We start from the raw sequence: 18,867 nt of genomic DNA on the forward strand, positions 1-18,867 counted from the left end.
TTAAGGTCTGACCTATAGGCCTTAAGACCACACAATTCCTATCATCACTTTAAATTTAAAAATGATTATTTTATGATAATTATTTGTTTTTATTTGCCTTAATGGCTTTATATTTTTCGCGCAAAATCTCTGCACGGCCTTCTTTATTAACCTGACGGGCGCGGCCGAGAGCCAATGCATTTTCAGGCACTTCATCGGTAATCACACTGCCGGAAGCCACATAAACACCATTGCCGATTGTCAGTGGCGCAACCAGAGCAGAGTTGGAACCAACAAAGGCATTGCTACCGATTATGGTTTTGAACTTGTTATAGCCATCATAATTGCAGGTAATCACGCCCGCGCCGATATTGGTTTCCGCACCCACAGTTGCATCACCGATATAGGACAAATGATTGACCTTGGCACCGGCGCCGATATCCGCATTTTTCACTTCGCAGAAATTGCCGACCTTGGCTTTCTCGGCCAGTTTTGCACCCGGACGCAGGCGTGCGAACGGCCCCACACTGGTATTGGCACCAATATGTGCGCCTTCAACATGAGAGAATGCATGGATAACGGCACCGCACTCAACGGTCACCTTTGGACCAAAGAACACATTCGGCTCAATCAGCACATCGGCCTCAATCAGCGTATCATGCGCAAAGAAAACCGTTTCAGGTGCAATCAGCGTCACGCCGGATAGCATTACATCACGGCGCTTGCGTGCCTGCCACAGAGCTTCAGCCTCGGCCAGTTCTGCACGATTATTGATGCCAATGACATTCTCAACCGGTACATCAATGGCAATAACATTCAGCCCCTGCGCATGTGCCAGCTTCACCACATCGGTGAGATAATATTCGCCTTTGGAATTATCGTTCTTCACGGCAGAGATCAGCTGCAGCGCATGCTTGCCATTCAGCGCCATCAATCCGCCGTTGCAGAATGTGATTTTACGCTGCTCGTCCGTCGCGTCTTTTTCTTCAACGATTGCAATCAGCTTGCCATTTTCTTCAACCAGACGGCCATAGCCGGTCGGGTTTTCCGGACGGAAGCCCATCACCACAATATCCGCGCCTTCCGCCAGCTTGTTACGGGCAGCGCGCAAAGAGGTCTCTTCGATCAGCGGTGTGTCACCAAACACGACCAGCACATCATCATGCGATTCCGCCAGAGCTTCACGCGCAGCCAGAACCGCATGGGCAGTACCAAGACGCTCGGTCTGCTCGTAGAAACGCGCTTTATCGCTGATTTTGCCAACAGCCTTCTGCACATCAGCCGCGCCGCGACCGACAACAACGGCCAGATCAGCCTGATCATCAGCACCCTGCACGGCCTTAACTACATGCCCCACCAGCGGCAGGCCGGCAATCTCATGCAGTACTTTGGACATGGAAGACTTCATGCGGGTACCCTCACCGGCAGCGAGGATGATAGTCAGGCAGGATCTGGAAGCCATATTAATTCCGTGTTTCATAACTGGCAAAGAGGTCTGAATTATCAGAACCACTTTAAAGGCAAAACGTATAGATTCATTTACACAAAACAAGCAAGGTGCCGATGATTTTGTATGAATCGCGGTATTATTCTGTTTTTAAACAGTTTCCTGTTCAGGATTTATGGTTGTGCCGGTCACTTTTCAGAAACAGCCGGTACGTATCGTGATTAGCCGAGCTTGCCCAATACAGGGAATGTCTCAAGCAGCCAGAAAGCAAAAGCTTCCATACCGCCGGTGAGGAACAGGATACCGGCAAGCACCAGCAAAATACCCATTACTTTTTCGACCTTGCCCATATGCACGCGGAAACGTGACAGGAACCGCATGAAACGGCCGGAGAACAGCGCCGCCAGCATAAACGGAATGCCCAGCCCCAGCGAATAAACAGCCAGCAGCGATGCACCATCCAGCACAGAAGCTTTGGAGCCTGCCAGTGTCAGGATCGGCCCTAATACCGGCCCGATACATGGTGTCCAGCCGAATGCAAAGGCCAGCCCCATAATATAGGCACCCAAAGGTGTGGCCGGTGCGGAATTTGCCTGAAAACGTGCTTCCCGTGACAGCAACGGAATGCGGATCAGTCCGAGAAAATTCAACCCCATCACAATAATAACAAGACCGGCGGCAATCGCCATTTCCTGCTGCCATTGACGCAGAAAGTGACCGATTGACGATGCACCGGCACCAAGTGCCACAAATACGGTGGTAAAGCCGAGAACAAATGCAAATGACGTCACCAGCAACCGGATGCGGTTGCGTGTGGCCTGCGAGGCCTCTCCGCCATTGCGGAAATCATCCACACTCACACCGGCCATATAACAGAGATAAGGCGGCACGAGCGGCAGAACACAGGGAGAGAGAAAAGATAAGGCACCGGCACCAACAGCTGTCAGATAAGAAATGTCGATTGCCATATTATTTCCCTGTCAAATTACGAAATCTGCGACTTTCAGCAACCACCAGCCTTGCCCCGCCGATTCAGTGCGAGCTCACGGGCATGGTGCTGCTTATAGTCGTGCGGGTCTTATAGCCAGAAATGTTCCGGATAGGAACTGCAGGTGCGAATATCTGTAAATTTTCAGGAATCAATCACGCAAACAATGGCTTGCCGGAATCATTCTTTAAAAGAATCTCATTCGGAGACATGAATCGCCCCTCTATATTTTTCTTCAGAACACAAAAATCATCAAATATGCATGATATGAGCGCGATTTCCGCACCTCAACATGGGGAAAAACCGGAAAAAACTTCAAAAAATCCACTTTCACATCAAAAACAATGATTTTTGGTGTTGACGATCGCGATATCGGCACCTATGTATCGCCGCACTTGCAGAGCATTACCGAGATGCTCCTGACAGAGACTTCGTGTCTCAGAAATTGCAAGAGCGCGTAGCTCAGCCGGTAGAGCAACTGACTTTTAATCAGTAGGTCCACGGTTCGAACCCGTGCGCGCTCACCACTTTCTCCCCTTATAAAATCCTCTTAAATTTGAACAGCTTGTTTGTCTGCGCATTAAATCTGTCTTTGTACCTGTCTTGTGTATAAACTTAAGATTTTGAATTTAAACACTGATTTTAGTGTTGACGATGGCGCCAAACCGCCTTATGTATCGCCCCACTTGCAGAGCATTACCGAGATGCTCCTGACAGGGACTTCATGTCTCAGAAATTGCAAGAGCGCGTAGCTCAGCCGGTAGAGCAACTGACTTTTAATCAGTAGGTCCACGGTTCGAACCCGTGCGCGCTCACCACTTTCCCCTCAAATAGCTTACAGATATTTTCTTTAATCGCTTCGCATTATCAAATGCTTGCTGAATAAAAAAGCCCCGGATGTCTCCAGGGCTTTCAATGTTTTTAAAAGATCTTCAAACTTGTTACCATTTGACGCGAAGTCCGATGGTTCCTTTATAGGCGTAGCTGTCTCCGAAATTATTGAGGCTGGTATTTACCGACCCTTCGCCATAGATGGAATATTTATCATTATCCCAATTATAGCTGCCGCCCAGTCCAATTCCGCCCCAGAAACGGTCATTGCGGCTGGCAAAACGCACAGACGATACGTCAACTGCTGAGCCATCGAGGAATTCATAATACAGATTGGCAATACCGTAGACATAAGAACGGTTTATCATGCCTTTATCATTGTACCAGGAGTTCTGATAATCTGCGGAAATACCGATACGTCCCTGAAGACTGTCGCCCTTGTGAAGGGAAACAGCACCACTATATTGATCGGTAAAATTATCAAAATCGACATTGGAATAAGTGAGCTGCGCCTGAGGTGTAACCGACCACCGGTCATTCAGCGTAATTCGTTTACCGGTTTCAGCAGATAAAGCATAACCAAAGCCGTTATTACCATCGACGAGAGAGACAGCGCTTCCGCCTCTCGTGCTCAGATCACTGTCATACCAAGTTGCCTGTGCCTGTGTATCGACATAGAAACCGTTATTTCCATACCAGGTCAGCGTGCCGCCAAAACCATAACCATCTGTCGAGATCTTACCAAGACCATGTTCAGAACGGGTATCCGCCGATGCATGACCATAATGAACTGTAATACCGCCAATCAGCAGACCATTGTCAGTCTCTGTTAAAACGCCATCAAGACCGGCCTGCATTTTAAAGATGTCAACATCATATTGCGTGCCTGATGTGGTGACGGCCGGCTTGGACTTCAGGTGCTGACCTTCAATGCGTCCCCAAATGCCATTACGTTCGGTAAAACTTCCGGTTTCAGCCGCAGGAACAGCCGGAGTGCCGATCACGTCTGCGCCCTGCTCAATCATAATATTACCGGCATTGCTCCAGTAACGATTGCCGACGCGCTGCTGGAGTGTCGGCAGACTGTTCAAAGCCAACAGAACCTGCGGATAAGCCTCATAGACAGGCACGCCTTGTGTAAACTGCGGATCGACTGGATCTACCGGATCGACTGGATCTTTCTTGTCGAGTTCCGAGCGTAAATACCAGTCATCCGCAATCTCACTGTCTGAATAGTCATCAGCTACGGAGGAGGATTTGATATTTGGGCCTTTATATAAGGAATAGGCATAGGCACCGGCACCAACAACAGTCTTGCCATTAAACTGATAGGCATTGGCTGCACTTGCATCAAGCATAAAAGCATCAGCTGTTGTTGTGCCACCATTCATGGAATTTACAAGTTTAATGCCATGCCCCGGCTCAGTATCTGCCCCATCAGGATCAGTCCCTGTATTTTTAATACGCAGCAAAGTCTGTCCGGAAATTGAACCACCATCATTCACAATCATATCAGAAGCTGAGCCGCTGGCGCCAAGGAATGTATCCAGATGGGCAACAGCCCCCTGTGAGCCCATATATTGCCCCTGCAAAATCAGCTGATCGCCGGTTTTACCATCCGACAGGTTGAGAATACCGCCAATGCTGTTGATGTCTCCCTGCAATGTAAAAGCAGCGGGAGCGCCGCCTGATCCGTAAGCTACAACTTCGGAAGCATTTTTAAGATCCAGCTTGGTGAATACAGCCGTCGTTGAAGGCGCAGAACCGGTTTTCTCCTGCAAAACCCATTTTGCCTTCTTATCGAGATTCAGATTCAAAGTTGATACAGCTGCCTTATTGGTCAGGCCAAGCATTGTACCTTCTGAAAAATTGAATGTGGTCATACTTGGGGCAAGAGCAGTTCCGCCGACATTAAGCAGATATCCGCCACTGGCAGCTGTCAGCAAACTATCCGTGCCACGCACAGTCAGAAAATAACTTTGCTGATTACTTGCAACTTCAACAAGGTTCGCCGTTGTTGAAGTTGTAGACGCAACAAGATTATTAAACATCGTGTCGGTCTGTGCATTGGATTGGTTGAAATTACCGCTGATACTAATGGCTTCACGGCCTGCTTTAATGGTCGTACTTGAAGTATCGGTATTGGCATCCAAAACAGCCCCTTGCCAGATAACAGCGATGGCGGAACTGTTGGCGGCAGCCGTAGTATCAATTTCCATGTGTCCAAGTGAGGTCAGGCGGCCTTCACCTGTGCCAACATTAGCAGTTTTACCAAGACGGATTGCATTGGCACGACCGGATGTACTCTTAATTTTAATATTGCTGTTGTTTAGCCTGACTTCCGGAACCCTGCGGTTTTGCTCTGAACCTGATACATAAATACCGATAGCATCATTTGATGCCGCATCAATATCGATTGCCAGATTACCTTTTACTTCCACATATCCTGCAGATCCGTTTCCGCTTTGCTGATGCGCACCCTGTATAGCACGAATACCGACTAAAAGAGGGTAACCAAAAATATACGGTCCGGATTGCATTTTTATATCAAGATTATCAAAAAGCGCGCTTGAGCGCATACCATTAAATGCGGATGTTTCACCGGCATTATTTGTCGATCCGGCCACCACACCATAATGTTCAAAAAACCCACGGCTTGGCAAATTCAACATTTTTAAATTCAATGTACCGATTCTCACGGTACCACCATGCGTCACCCCGACACCATTCTTGGCAATATTATCACCGGCAGGCGCTGCAGAGTTTGCATCAGTATTTTCAATTGTTAGATTAATTGTTTTACCGGCGGCGTCAAATGTTGAGGTAAAATCAGGAGACGTACCATAAGCTGAGATACCTACAGCTCCCTTAACCGTCGTTGTGAAATCATTCTCAATTGTCAAAACACGATTAAGTCTCTGACTGTAAATGAGAAAACCGATATTTCCTGAAGATGTATTACCAATTATATTTTGGACAGATGATACAGAACATCCGTTTTGATTATTGCCGTTGTTAACGGTAAAGGTTCCGTTTGCATTGACTACACATGGTGCGGCATTCGCAGCAGAACTGAAAATAAATGCACCGCTAAGTACTGTACTTGCTAATAAGAGCTCTTTCATAAGCACCTCCACATTTATTATGTGTGAATATACTTATATAAGAACACAAAAAATAAAGTACGTAACGTGCAGTACGCACCAAAACAACATCATAAGCTGTATTTTTCACACACTTACGATGATTTCATAAAAATCAGAATGCTAGAATAACAACAAATTGCCAGTCTTATATTGGACTATTTTAATATGCACTCATGCGTATAGTTGGACTGTCAACAGATGATATTTTCACCAAGTTGATCTCCTCATGATACCTACTCGATATCTGCCCCGTATTGCTCTGCAATGCGGGGTCTTTTTATGCCTGTGAAAAAAATCAACTTTTCTGGAATTGAACGGTGTTGATACAGTGTTCACCCTGCCCATATTACAAAAATACAAATCTACGATAATATAATGCGAAACACAGAACAGTTCGGCAGAGATTGATTTCATTCTCTGCTTTATCAGTATCAGAAAGGCCAATATGACCTCCGGTATCCATCATGTGACCCTTATCACCCGCAATGTGCAGGCCAATATTGATTTTTATGCAGGTTTTCTGGGGTTGCGTCTGGTCAAGCAAACCGGCGGCTTTGAAGACGGTGAGCAGCTTCACCTGTTTTACGGTGATGCCCTTGGCTCTCCGGGTTCATTGATTACATTTCTTGTCTGGGAAGAAGGTGCGCGCGGCCGTGTCGGGCATGGTCAGGTAGCGGAAATTGCACTCGCAGTCCCGCCGGAATCAATCGGTGACTGGCTGACACGCGCTCTGTCCCGGCAGATTCGCGTTGAAGGGCCAAAGCGTGAATTCGGTGAACCGGTATTGCGCCTCAAAGATCCGGATGGTGTTACCGTCAAGCTGGTCGGTCATGACATGCCGGCTGCACATCCGTGGAATTCTGCCCCTACCCGTCTTCACAGCGTTACCCTTTTCACAGAAACGCAGGAAGAAACCGCCGCTTTCATCAAGCGCTTCGGTTATAGTGAAGGTCAGCGTGAAGAAACCGTACTGCGCATGGTTTCCGACACGGATTTCGTGGATGTTCGCAATGTCAGCGGCTTTGTGCCGGGCATTCCCGGAACCGGCATTGCCGACCATGTGGCATTCCGCGCCAAAGATGTCGATGCAGTCAAAGCGTCTGAAGCGGAATTGTCTCGCCTCAATTCGTCGATCACCAATTTCCATGACCGCAAATATTTCACCTCACTTTATGTGCGTGAACCGGGCGGAACGCTGATTGAGCTGGCAACCGACGGACCGGGTTTTACCATTGATGAAACACCGGAGCATCTGGGTGAAACACTGTTTGTACCACCGCATAATCAGGAGCGCGCGCAGGATCTGAAAGTGATAATGCCGCAATTTGCGATGCCCGGAGAGGAAAGAATTGCCATGCGTGACCTGCCCTTTGTGCATCGCTTCTATACGCCGGAAAATCCCGATGGCAGTGTTATTCTGCTGCTACACGGTACCGGCGGCAATGAAGCTGATCTGATGCCGATGGCGCATCGCGTCAACCCGCGTGCTACCCTGCTCGGCGTGCGCGGACGCAGCCATGAGGAAGGGACTGCCCGCTGGTTCCGCCGCTTTGGCGCCACGCAGTTCGATCAGGCGGATATCCGCTCGGAGGCTGAGGCATTTAACGCCTTTTTTGAAGGGGCAATTGCTTCTTATGGCCTGAAACCGGAAGATATCACGGTGCTCGGCTACTCCAATGGTGCAAATTTTGCCGCTGCAGTGATGGCGCTTTTCCCGAAACTGATCCGCCGCGCTATTCTGTGCCGCCCGATGCATGTGCTGGAAGATGTACCGCAGGCTGACCTGTCCGGCACAGAGGTACTGACTCTGGCCGGAAAATCTGATCCTTACGGCAAATATGCTGAAGCGCTGAATACATGGCTCAGCAAGAACGGCGCGAGTTTAACGGCAGAGACGCTCAATGCAGGTCATCAGCTCTCGCAGGATGATATTGCCCGTGCAAAGGAATGGCTGCATTTATAAACGCAGCCATAAAAGCATTTCCAGCAAAGTGCGAAGCGGTTTGCGTCGAACAATGCGAGGATAAAAAAGATAGAGCGGTTCTCACGATTAAGTTTCAATCAGACCGCTCTATTATGTTATAAAATTACAATAATTTCTTTTGTGGCATAGACATGTCAGATAAACGCATCTATCAATCGTAATGTTATTACATTTCGACTTGAGGTTTATGATGCTAAAACAGCTAAAATGCGCAACGGCGCTCGGCATATTAGGCTCCCTACTGATTGCCGGTCATGCCGGTGCAGATGAGGAACACAAGCAAGTCTGGCGTTTGTTTGTTGCCGATCATACCAAGCCGGTGGTTCGGGCGATTGATCTGGAGAGCGGCAAAGAACTCGGAAAATTTGATATCAAAGGCCATGCCGGTCTGACGGCGAGTGCATCCGGTGAAACTGTATTCGCCGTGCAATCCGATGCCGATCAGGTGAATGTCATTAAAACCGGCATCAGCCTTTCCGATCATGGCGACCATCGTGATCTGGAAATTTCAGACACAGCCTTGCTGGATGAGAAATTTGAAGGCAAACGGCCGGTTCATGCGGTGATGCATGGTGACAGTGTTGTGCTGTTCTTCGACCGGGAAGGTAAAGGCCATGAACTGTCCGAGCAGGATATTCTGAAAGGCAAGCCGCAGGCAAAAATCATTGATGCAACTGCGCCGCATCATGGTGTGATCGTGCCTTTCGGCACTCAATATCTGGCTTCCGTGCCAAATCTGGAAGCAGAAACCAAGCCCGATGCCCTGCCGCCACGCCTCGGCCTGCGTGTTCTTGAATCTGACGGTACGCAAACCGGCGATGTTGCAACCTGCACAGCCTTGCATGGCGAAGCCTTCTCCGCCAGTCTCGCTGCGTTTGGTTGTGAGGAAGGCGTGCTGATTGCCAGCCCGTCCAAAGACAAAAAAGCCGAGCTGAAAATGCTGACCTATGGTGCCGATCTGCCAAAGGGCAAAGTCAGCACGCTCATCGGCAGCAAGGCGATGCAGTTCTTTCTCGGCAATTACGGTGAGGATAAGATTGCGCTGATTGATCCGGAAAGCGACACGCCTTACCGCCTCGTTGATCTGCCGACCCGCCGTGTGGATTTTGCGCTCGACCCTGCCCGTCTGAAAAATGCCTATGTGCTGACGGAAGACGGCCAGCTGCATCTCATCAATATTCTGGATGGCACAATCACCCGTTCTGCGAAAGTGACCGAGCCTTACAGCAAAGACGGCCACTGGCGTGATCCGCGCCCGCGTCTGGCCGTTGCGGGTGACCATATTGCGATTACCGATCCGCGCCACAGTCTGGTACGTCTGATTAATATTGAAAGCTTTAAAGAAGACCGCACCATACCTGTGGCCGATCAGCCATTCAGCATTGTTGCTGTCGGCGGCTCAGGCGCAGAACACTAAAAATAAAAAGCCTCACAAAATGAAAAGACCAGTTTGATACTGGTCTTTTTTATATTTGCTATTCGGATGTTCGCTGCTTACGGCAAGGGCAATCTGCTCGACACCAAAACGCTCGAAACCGTCAAAGCAACAGGCACGGATAATTAAGCGACAGACTCCAAAAAAGCGATTTAACATTGATTTGCTAGCACTTAGTTGTTTTTGCGAGAGTGGTATTTCCAGATACATTACATCTTAGATTTGGGATTACCGGAGGGATGTATGAGGCAGTTGAATAAAATCTGGCTGCTGATTGTTGTTGGTTTTATTTTTTCCGGATGTGTATCCGCCCCCGGAATAAAGCAATTTAATAGTACGAAATACACAATCGCAGGTAAAAGGATCGAGATTGCAGCGCTTTGGCACATACAACCAGATTGCGAAAACTTTGGCCTCCCTATTATTCAAGTAATTTCTGCACCTAAAAATGGCAAAGTCGATCTTGGCATGAAGCGCATATTCCCAAGCGATACAGCGTATAAGCGGTGTCGGTCGACTAAAGTTAACGGGCCTGTCGCCTATTACACGGCCAATTCAGGATTTAAGGGAACAGATACTATTAAATTACGATTTGCATATTCAGACGGTGTTTTAGAAGAGAAAACCCTTACTATCATTGTGAAATAAAAAAGCCCCGCAAGTCAGACTTGCGGGGCTTTTGATTTTTTATTGCAGATGATTAGTGAGCCATGCCCACAACAGCATCATCATCGCCGGTTTTGGCAATGGCTGATACTTCCGGTTCAACCCATTCGATCGGCTCCGGCTTGCGGATCAGTGCATGTTCAAGCACTTCACCGACATAAGAGACCGGAATGATTTCCAATGCGTTTTTCACATTGTCCGGAATTTCAGCCAGATCCTTGGCGTTTTCTTCCGGAATCAGCACCTTCTTGATACCACCGCGCAGAGCTGCGAGCAGTTTTTCCTTCAGGCCGCCGATCGGCAGAACACGACCGCGCAATGTGACCTCACCGGTCATAGCAACGTCCTTGCGTACCGGAATACCGGTCAGCACAGAAACAATTGCCGTTACCATTGCTGTACCGGCAGACGGACCATCCTTCGGAGTCGCACCTTCCGGTACGTGCACGTGGATGTCACGCTTGTCGAACAGCGGAGGCTCGATGCCGAAATCCACCGCACGGGAGCGGACATAGGATGCCGCAGCCGAAATGGATTCCTTCATCACATCACGCAGGTTACCAGTCACGGTCATACGACCTTTACCCGGCATCATCACGCCTTCAATGGTCAGCAATTCGCCGCCCACTTCCGTCCATGCCAGACCGGTAACAACACCAACCTGATCTTCACCGTCGATCTGTCCGTAACGGAACTTCATGACACCGAGATAATCAGAAATATTATCCTTGGTCACATGAACCGACTTGGTCTTTTTACGTGCGATTTCCGTGACAGCTTTACGCGCCAGTTTCATCATTTCACGTTCAAGACTACGCACACCGGCTTCGCGGGTATAGTGCTGGATCACAGCAAGAATGGCTGCTTCATCAACCGAGAATTCATTCGGCTGCAAAGCATGTTCCTTGATTGCCTTCGGCAGCAAATGCCGCTTGGCAATTTCAAGTTTTTCATCCTCGGTGTAACCGGCAATACGGATGATCTCCATACGGTCAAGCAGAGGACCCGGAATATTCAGCGAGTTTGCAGTCGTCACGAACATTACGTTGGACAGGTCATATTCGACCTCCAGATAATGATCCATGAAGGTTGCATTCTGTTCCGGATCCAACACTTCCAGCATAGCCGATGACGGATCACCACGGAAATCCTGCCCCATCTTGTCAATCTCATCGAGAAGGAACAGCGGGTTGGACTTCTTGGCTTTCTTCATCGACTGCACAACCTTGCCCGGCATGGAGCCGATATAGGTTCTGCGGTGACCGCGGATTTCAGCCTCATCACGCACCCCGCCAAGCGACATACGCACATATTCACGACCGGTTGCCTTGGCGATCGAGCGCGCCAGCGAGGTCTTACCAACCCCCGGAGGGCCTACGAGACAGATGATCGGGCCTTTGATCTTAGCTGCGCGTGACTGTACCGCGAGATACTCGACAATACGCTCCTTAACCTTATCCAGACCGAAATGTTCTGTATCCAGCACTTCCTCGGCAAAAGCCAGATCGGTTTTGACCTTGGACTTCTTGTTCCACGGCAGGGACAGCAGCCAGTCGAGATAGTTGCGCACCACTGTGGCTTCCGCCGACATCGGGCTCATCGACCGCAGCTTTTTCATTTCAGCCTGCGCTTTTTCCGCAGCTTCCTTGCTCAGCTTGGTCTTGGCAATACGCTCTTCCAGCTCGGCCAGTTCATCCTTGCCGTCTTCACCGTCGCCCAGTTCCTTCTGGATCGCCTTCATCTGTTCATTCAGATAATATTCGCGCTGGGTCTTTTCCATCTGGCGTTTAACACGCGAGCGGATGCGCTTTTCAACCTGAAGAACCGAGATTTCGGATTCCATATATTCCAGAGCTTTTTCAAGACGCTCACGAACCGACAGGATCGAAAGCATTTCCTGCTTTTCAGCAATCTTGATCGCCAGATGCGAGGCTACCGTATCGGCCAGTTTCGAATGATCGTCGATCTGGCTGGTCGCGCCGACAACTTCAGGCGAAATCTTCTTGTTCAGCTTTACGTAATTTTCAAAGTCGCTCATCACCGAGCGGGACAGCGCTTCGATTTCCACCGGCTCTTCTTCCGGTAGTTCAAGAATGTCAGCATAGGCTTCGTGATAATCTTCACGGTCGCTGAATTTGGAAATCTTGGCGCGTGCAATACCTTCGACCAGCACTTTTACAGTGCCGTCCGGCAGTTTCAGCAGCTGCAGCACATTGGCAACTGTACCGATTTCATAAATCGCGTCATTGGCCGGCTCATCGTCGGCAGCATTTTTCTGCGTGGCAAGCAGGATCTGCTTATCAACGCCCATCACTTCTTCAAGCGCACGGATTGATCTTTCGCGGCCGACAAAAAGCGGCACAATCATATGCGGGAAGACAACAATATCGCGCAATGGCAATACGGCATAGAGCCCGTCCTGACCACCCACCGATGTCTTCAACTCTGTATCCGTCATTTTAAGTCCTTTCCCGGGTTAACCACCCGATCGCCACACAATGACCCCCGTTTCATCAGCAAATCACTGCGTGCATCGACTGTATAATTGGCCACCCGTTGCCGCTATTTCAAGCACTGTTTATGCTTCATACAGCAGAATAAATCAGCGCATTTATGACCACCGGATCAAAATGCAATTTTCATACCCATCTTTTAAAGCGGTTTCGCGGTTAAAGAAACGCCTAAAGTGCCGGTTTCGCCGTGTTTCCCCTATCGTCCACAATCCAGCACAATAAAATATGATATTTTAACTCATAAATATAAGAATGTGAGCTCTGGAGCGTATATTCAAACGAAAAACGCTCAGGATTGCTCCTGAGCGTTTTTAATTTTCGTCACAGCTGACAGGCTGTTTGTTTCCTTAAGCGGAAACCGTGCCTTTTTCTTCCTTACGGTCGCCATAGATGTAAAGCGGCTGCGCTTTGCCATCCACGACTTCGCCGGAAATAACCACTTCCTGAACACCTTCCAGTGTCGGCAGGTCAAACATGGTATCAAGCAGGATTTTTTCCATGATCGAACGCAGACCACGGGCACCGGTCTTACGCTCTACCGCACGGCCAGCAATTGCCAGCAGCGCATCTTCATGGAATGTCAGCTCAACATTTTCCATCTCGAACAGGCGCTGATACTGCTTCACCAGAGCATTTTTCGGCTCAGACAGGATCTTGACCAGAGAGGCCACATCCAGATCTTCCAGTGTCGCAATAACCGGCAGACGACCGACAAATTCCGGAATAAGACCGAATTTCACCAGATCCTCCGGCTCCAGCTCGTGGAAAATCGCACCGATACGGCGTTCATCCGGCGCTTTTACAGTCGCGCTGAAGCCGATGGAGGTCTTTTCGCCACGGGACGAAATGATCTTATCCAGTCCGGCAAATGCACCGCCGCAAATGAACAGGATATTGGTTGTGTCCACCTGCAGGAACTCCTGCTGCGGATGCTTGCGCCCGCCCTGCGGCGGTACGGAAGCCACAGTGCCTTCCATGATCTTCAGCAGAGCCTGCTGCACGCCCTCACCGGATACGTCACGGGTAATCGACGGATTATCGGCCTTACGGCTGATTTTATCCACTTCGTCGATATAGACGATACCGCGCTGCGCACGCTCGACATTGTAGTCGGCAGCCTGCAACAGCTTGAGAATGATATTTTCAACATCTTCACCGACATAACCGGCTTCGGTCAGTGTCGTGGCATCAGCCATGGTGAACGGCACATCAATGATGCGCGCCAGTGTCTGTGCCAGATAGGTCTTACCGCAACCGGTAGGGCCAACCAGAAGAATATTGGATTTTGCCAGTTCAACATCACCGCTCTTTGGCTGGTTAGCCAGACGCTTGTAGTGATTATGAACCGCAACCGACAGAACACGCTTGGCATGGCTCTGACCGATGACGTAATCATCGAGAACCGCCATAATTTCCTGCGGGGTCGGAACGCCTTCACGCGACTTCACCATCGAGGATTTGTTTTCCTCGCGGATGATGTCCATGCAAAGCTCGACGCACTCATCACAGATAAAAACGGTCGGCCCCGCAATCAGCTTGCGCACCTCATGCTGGCTTTTTCCGCAAAAGGAGCAATAGAGCGTATTTTTGGAATCGCCACCGCCGTTGCTGACTTTGCTCATCGCAGTTTCCTTTCAGTAATGGCCGCCCGCTGTCCGCAACAGGCACCAAGTTCTAACCGTTATGTCTTCCCGACCGAAACCGACATGAACGGCAGTCGTCTTTTTAGGCACAAGACCCAAACAATCACTTAACACAGCATTCAGCATAAACAGGCAAAAGACAGTTTTACAACCTGTCTACCGCACTGTTTTATGCGACAGTACAGTAAAAGCGGTAATGGCAGAAAAAATGTGGCTAAAATTATACAATGCCGAAGATTTCTGCCGGAAAACCACTTGTCACGAAATTCCGGTCTTCAGAAAACTGATCCGTTTTTCAGGCAAAACGGATCAGAATCCGGTTTATCAGTCTTTCTTTTCGCCGAGATCGCGTGATTCGATCACTTTATCGATCAGGCCGAATTCGAGCGCTTCCTGAGCGGTCATGAAATGATCGCGGTCGAGTGTGCGCTCGATAGTTTCATAATCACGGCCGGTATGTTTGACGTAGATTTCATTGAGGCGACGCTTCATCTTGATGATATCCTGCGCATGACGCTCGATATCGGAAGCCTGCCCCTGAAAACCGCCGGATGGCTGGTGAACCATGATACGTGCATTCGGCAGTGCCAGACGCTGACCGGTTGCACCGGCTGTCAGCAGCAGCGAGCCCATGGATGCCGCCTGCCCCATGCAGAGCGTGGAAACCGGAGGCTTGATGAACTGCATCGTGTCATAAATTGCCATGCCGGAAGTGACCACGCCACCTGGCGAATTGATGTACATTTCAATCGGCTTGTTCGGGTTTTCCGCTTCAAGGAACAAAAGCTGCGCACAGATCAGCATAGCCATGCCGTCTTCAACCGGACCGTTCACGAAAATCACGCGCTCTTTCAGAAGACGCGAGAAAATATCATAGGCCCGCTCACCGCGTGCAGTCTGCTCAACCACCATCGGGACCAGATTCATAACGGTTTCAATTGGATCTCTCATCATTAACTGCCTTTGGCTATCGGAGAACGGAGCGAAACACTGCCGTCAGGATTCGTAATACTCAATACATAGGGCGAGGCGTACCCGTTTCGCAAGGTGTTGCGCTATAAACGCCCTATTCCGCCCCTGTCTAATCTTTCATGCTTACCGAAATCTAAATGACGGCAGACTGCTGCACATCCTTAGCTGCGTTTTGTTACGGAAGCATATTTATCGCGGAATTTCTGCGCGGAACCGGCGGTCATATCCACATCGATAATCACCGAACCGTCTTCCTCATCCTGACGGCGCACATTGCTGCCATGGCGGTAAATCCAGTCAATCAGACCGAACTGATCCGGCTGCAGGCTGACCTGCACCTTTTCCATCGCACCGGAAATACGGCTTTCGATCAAAGCCAGCAATTCAGACGTACCCTGCCCTGTCAACGCAGACAGCGGCAAAGGCCGTGCATCTTCATGACTGCCGCTGCTCAGATTTTCCGCGCTGTCCTGCATCGGCTCGCTCAAACGGTCTATCTTGTTCCAGATTTCAATGACACGCTCATCGCCTTTTTTAATGCCGAGACCGCTGAGAATTGTCTCCACATCCTCAGCCTGCGCCGCATTGTCAGGGTCAGACATATCACGCACATGCAGGATCAGATCTGCCTCAATCACCTCTTCCAGTGTCGCTTTAAACGCGGCAACCAGATGGTGCGGCAGGTTGGAAATGAAACCAACCGTATCGGACAGGATAATCATATCGCCATGCGGCAGCCGCAGACGGCGCAAAGTCGGATCAAGCGTGGCAAAAAGCATATCTTCCGCCAGCACATCAGCACCGGTCAGACGATTGAACAAAGTAGACTTGCCCGCATTGGTATAGCCAACCAGTGCAATCACCGGATGCGGCACCTTACGGCGTTTCTGGCGATGCAGCTGACGGGTACGCACAACCGTATCCAACTCGCGTTTGATCCGCAGGATTTTCTCCTGCAGCATACGCCGGTCGGCCTCGATCTGGGTTTCACCCGGACCGCCCATAAAGCCGCCACCACCACGCTGACGCTCCAAGTGCGTCCAGCTGCGAACCAGACGGCCTTTCTGATAATTCAGATGTGCCAGTTCAACCTGCAGACTACCCTCACGGGTCTGCGCGCGGCGGCCGAAAATTTCCAAAATCAGGCCGGTACGGTCAATAACCTTGACCTTCCATTCGCGTTCCAGATTGCGCTGCTGCACCGGTGTCAGCGGATGATCGACAATCACCAGCTCGATTTCTTCACGCTCGATGCGTTCGGCAATATCCTCAACTTTACCCGTGCCAAGCAGAGTAGCAGGACGCGGCTGGGAGGTCTGCACCAGAAAACTGTCGATAATTTTCAGATCAATCGCCCGTGCAAGTCCCGCAGCTTCTTCAAGCCGCGCTTCATCACTCCGGCGATATTTCGGGCGTTCGCTCTCATCCTGATCGACGACCAGCGCGTAACGTTCCGGCAAAATCGGCACGACAACAAAAGCCCGTGTATCTTCTACTTTTGTTGTGAAAGGCTTTCTGCTGCTTTTCTGTTTGGCGCCGTCATCATAATTATCATCGGATGATAATTCATATGTTTCTGGCATCTCTGTTTCTGGCGTCAGATCAGCTGCCGGATCATTGCGTTTTTTCAAATGTGTATCCTGATTTATGTATCGCCATAACCGGCCATCTTTGTCCGGAACGGCTTCTGTTCCCATCAGATAATCATCAGGGCTGCCTGCATCAATGAGCGCGCCTCAGATAATTATTCCCGTATTTACAAACAAATATATCCGCAGGCCTTGAGGCACTGCGGATATAAAAACATTCCGAAATTTCAGTAAACAGTCGTAATGACCTGTAATACTTACTCTTCTTCGCCTTCAAACATCTGCACAGGCTGACTTGGCATAATGGTTGAGATGGCATGTTTATATACCAGCTGTGAATGTCCGTCACGGCGCAGCAAGACACAGAAGTTATCAAAGGATGTGACAATACCTGTCAGCTTAACGCCATTAATCAAAAAGATCGTCAGAGAGATTTTTTGCTTACGTACAGAATTCAGAAAGAGATCCTGAAGATTTTGCGATCGTTCAGCCATTTTTTTATTCCTTTATTTCGATCCGCAACCAGCACTGATTTCGGGGAGACATCTACCCTGTTTACAAATATGCCGCCTGAAGCGCATAGCCCGTAAACAGTTCATTTCCGAAGAAACAGCAGAAAAACTTCCCCTGTCATCCGGTTTTATCATCTGCCCCAGATATTGCACCTGTATATTGATACAGAATCAATAGTTGCGGGAATAATCCCACATTCCGCAAAGGGTTAACAGGCCGCTATTTTTTGCGCAACGTCAAAATGTTGTATGCTGCCGGATGATTAGCTGCCGCACAGTCAGAACTATGCCATTCAGGCCAAATATATTTTGTATCTGACCTGTATTCTGACAATTCATGGCGCTTAATCAGCCTCCGTCAGCTCACCTGTCTGCTTCAGCATCCATTCATAAAAGCTGCCCTTGCGCGCAACCAGTTCTTCCGGACTTTTGCGATGCACATGAAAGCCGATAAATTCAGGATGTTTCAGCGGTTCAAGACCATATTTCGGATCAAAAATGTTCAGGCAGTCACGCGCAGTCCAGTAGTAAAAACTTTCTTTGGGCGCCGCATCATTGAAACAGCCATATTTCTTGGCCAGCCTTGAAATACCGTCATTGCCAAAAATGGTAATGCCGATCATAGCAGGGGTCACTTCCTTGCCGATGAGGCGGTACCAGAGCGGGCGTAGAACCCGTCTGCGTAAACCGAGCCATTTCGGCAGCGGATAATCACCGGCCATATAAGCATCAAATTCGGCAATCACCGGATGATCGGGCGGGAAATACAAAGCCGAAACGCCGACGCGCTCCCTGTTTTCACGCGCCAGATAGGGTTTGGATGCATCCGGATGAAACTGCTTATGCAGATAAACATCCGTATCCAGCCACACACCCTGACGATGCTTCATCAGATTGATACGAAATATATCGCTGAACTGAACAATCGTCAGATTATCTTTCAGGTTCGGAAAACCGGGATCAAGACGGCGAAATGATTTAATCGGCATGATCGTTGCAGCATCATGCTGCTCCACACCTTCCGGCAGATTTTCGACGGGCTGATAGCTGAACAGCTTAACCCGTTGTCCGGTTCTGACCATGGAAGTCAGGCACATATGATCCACCGGCCGTAATTGGCTGCCGTACCAGAATGTACAAATATCCATAAAACATACTCAAT

At 49.4% G+C, this 18,867-nt stretch carries 12 protein-coding genes and 2 tRNA genes; 5 read left to right on the forward strand and 9 right to left on the reverse strand.

The window, feature by feature from the left end:
* Positions 1 to 79: 79 nt before the first annotated feature.
* Together glmU and BKD14_RS09110 are read right to left on the reverse strand one after the other, a co-directional pair.
* Entirely contained in the window at positions 80 to 1,441 is a 1,362-nt protein-coding gene (gene glmU / locus BKD14_RS09105) for a bifunctional UDP-N-acetylglucosamine diphosphorylase/glucosamine-1-phosphate N-acetyltransferase GlmU (RefSeq protein WP_075655819.1), read from the reverse strand.
* 206 nt (positions 1,442 to 1,647) lie between these two features.
* Positions 1,648 to 2,394, reverse strand: coding sequence for a cytochrome c biogenesis CcdA family protein (locus BKD14_RS09110; protein ID WP_022712343.1), 747 nt, complete (start codon positions 2,392 to 2,394; stop codon positions 1,648 to 1,650).
* Positions 2,395 to 2,865: 471 nt separating this feature from the next.
* Here BKD14_RS09110 and BKD14_RS09115 point away from each other — a divergent pair.
* Positions 2,866 to 2,941, forward strand: a tRNA-Lys gene (locus BKD14_RS09115).
* A gap of 215 nt (positions 2,942 to 3,156) precedes the next feature.
* A tRNA-Lys gene (locus BKD14_RS09120) sits at positions 3,157 to 3,232 on the forward strand.
* Positions 3,233 to 3,355: 123 nt separating this feature from the next.
* Here BKD14_RS09120 and BKD14_RS09125 read toward each other — a convergent pair.
* The gene (locus BKD14_RS09125) at positions 3,356 to 6,148 is read right to left on the reverse strand and encodes an autotransporter outer membrane beta-barrel domain-containing protein (protein WP_245293605.1); all 2,793 of its coding nucleotides are present in this window, start codon (positions 6,146 to 6,148) and stop codon (positions 3,356 to 3,358) included.
* A gap of 688 nt (positions 6,149 to 6,836) precedes the next feature.
* Here BKD14_RS09125 and BKD14_RS09130 point away from each other — a divergent pair.
* The 3 genes from BKD14_RS09130 to BKD14_RS09140 all read left to right on the forward strand — a co-directional run bounded on the left by BKD14_RS09130 (position 6,837) and on the right by BKD14_RS09140 (position 10,458).
* Positions 6,837 to 8,354 carry a VOC family protein gene (locus tag BKD14_RS09130; protein WP_075655363.1) on the forward strand — a complete coding sequence of 506 codons (1,518 nt, stop codon included), beginning with the start codon at positions 6,837 to 6,839 and terminating at the stop codon, positions 8,352 to 8,354.
* Positions 8,355 to 8,565: 211 nt separating this feature from the next.
* Positions 8,566 to 9,792 carry a metallochaperone AztD gene (locus BKD14_RS09135; RefSeq protein ID WP_245293606.1) on the forward strand — a complete coding sequence of 409 codons (1,227 nt, stop codon included), beginning with the start codon at positions 8,566 to 8,568 and terminating at the stop codon, positions 9,790 to 9,792.
* A gap of 261 nt (positions 9,793 to 10,053) precedes the next feature.
* Complete coding sequence (locus tag BKD14_RS09140; protein WP_075655367.1) at positions 10,054 to 10,458, forward strand: hypothetical protein; 405 nt, start codon at positions 10,054 to 10,056, stop codon at positions 10,456 to 10,458.
* A 52-nt stretch (positions 10,459 to 10,510) separates the two neighbouring features.
* Here the strand turns inward: BKD14_RS09140 and lon are convergent, their stop codons facing one another.
* The 6 genes from lon to BKD14_RS09170 all read right to left on the reverse strand — a co-directional run bounded on the left by lon (position 10,511) and on the right by BKD14_RS09170 (position 18,853).
* Entirely contained in the window at positions 10,511 to 12,934 is a 2,424-nt protein-coding gene (gene lon, locus BKD14_RS09145) for an endopeptidase La (RefSeq protein ID WP_075655370.1), read from the reverse strand.
* Between the two features lie 402 nt (positions 12,935 to 13,336).
* Positions 13,337 to 14,611: an ATP-dependent Clp protease ATP-binding subunit ClpX gene (gene clpX, locus BKD14_RS09150; protein WP_075655371.1), complete on the reverse strand. Its 1,275-nt coding sequence runs from the start codon at positions 14,609 to 14,611 to the stop codon at positions 13,337 to 13,339.
* Positions 14,612 to 14,956: 345 nt separating this feature from the next.
* Complete coding sequence (locus tag BKD14_RS09155; protein WP_022712351.1) at positions 14,957 to 15,583, reverse strand: ATP-dependent Clp protease proteolytic subunit; 627 nt, start codon at positions 15,581 to 15,583, stop codon at positions 14,957 to 14,959.
* A gap of 182 nt (positions 15,584 to 15,765) precedes the next feature.
* Positions 15,766 to 17,235, reverse strand: a complete 1,470-nt coding sequence (gene hflX, locus BKD14_RS09160) for a GTPase HflX (RefSeq protein ID WP_225687779.1) — start codon at positions 17,233 to 17,235, stop codon at positions 15,766 to 15,768.
* A 215-nt stretch (positions 17,236 to 17,450) separates the two neighbouring features.
* Positions 17,451 to 17,687 (reverse strand): RNA chaperone Hfq, encoded by a 237-nt coding sequence (gene hfq, locus BKD14_RS09165; protein WP_022712353.1) that lies wholly within the window; start codon positions 17,685 to 17,687, stop codon positions 17,451 to 17,453.
* Positions 17,688 to 18,049: 362 nt separating this feature from the next.
* Positions 18,050 to 18,853, reverse strand: a complete 804-nt coding sequence (locus tag BKD14_RS09170) for a capsular polysaccharide synthesis protein (RefSeq protein WP_075655373.1) — start codon at positions 18,851 to 18,853, stop codon at positions 18,050 to 18,052.
* Positions 18,854 to 18,867: the final 14 nt, after the last annotated feature.

Origin of the sequence: Pseudochrobactrum sp. B5 (assembly GCF_001939785.1) — a bacterium.
Classification (GTDB): domain Bacteria; phylum Pseudomonadota; class Alphaproteobacteria; order Rhizobiales; family Rhizobiaceae; genus Pseudochrobactrum; species Pseudochrobactrum saccharolyticum.

Coding starts and splice junctions, on each gene's coding strand:
- glmU (WP_075655819.1), bottom strand. CDS start 1,441: ATGGCTTCCAGATCCTGCCTGACTATCATCCTCGCTGCCGGTGAGGGT.
- BKD14_RS09110 (WP_022712343.1), bottom strand. CDS start 2,394: ATGGCAATCGACATTTCTTATCTGACAGCTGTTGGTGCCGGTGCCTTA.
- BKD14_RS09130 (WP_075655363.1), top strand. CDS start 6,837: ATGACCTCCGGTATCCATCATGTGACCCTTATCACCCGCAATGTGCAG.
- BKD14_RS09135 (WP_245293606.1), top strand. CDS start 8,566: ATGCTAAAACAGCTAAAATGCGCAACGGCGCTCGGCATATTAGGCTCC.
- BKD14_RS09140 (WP_075655367.1), top strand. CDS start 10,054: ATGAGGCAGTTGAATAAAATCTGGCTGCTGATTGTTGTTGGTTTTATT.
- lon (WP_075655370.1), bottom strand. CDS start 12,934: ATGACGGATACAGAGTTGAAGACATCGGTGGGTGGTCAGGACGGGCTC.
- clpX (WP_075655371.1), bottom strand. CDS start 14,611: ATGAGCAAAGTCAGCAACGGCGGTGGCGATTCCAAAAATACGCTCTAT.
- BKD14_RS09155 (WP_022712351.1), bottom strand. CDS start 15,583: ATGAGAGATCCAATTGAAACCGTTATGAATCTGGTCCCGATGGTGGTT.
- hfq (WP_022712353.1), bottom strand. CDS start 17,687: ATGGCTGAACGATCGCAAAATCTTCAGGATCTCTTTCTGAATTCTGTA.
- BKD14_RS09170 (WP_075655373.1), bottom strand. CDS start 18,853: ATGGATATTTGTACATTCTGGTACGGCAGCCAATTACGGCCGGTGGAT.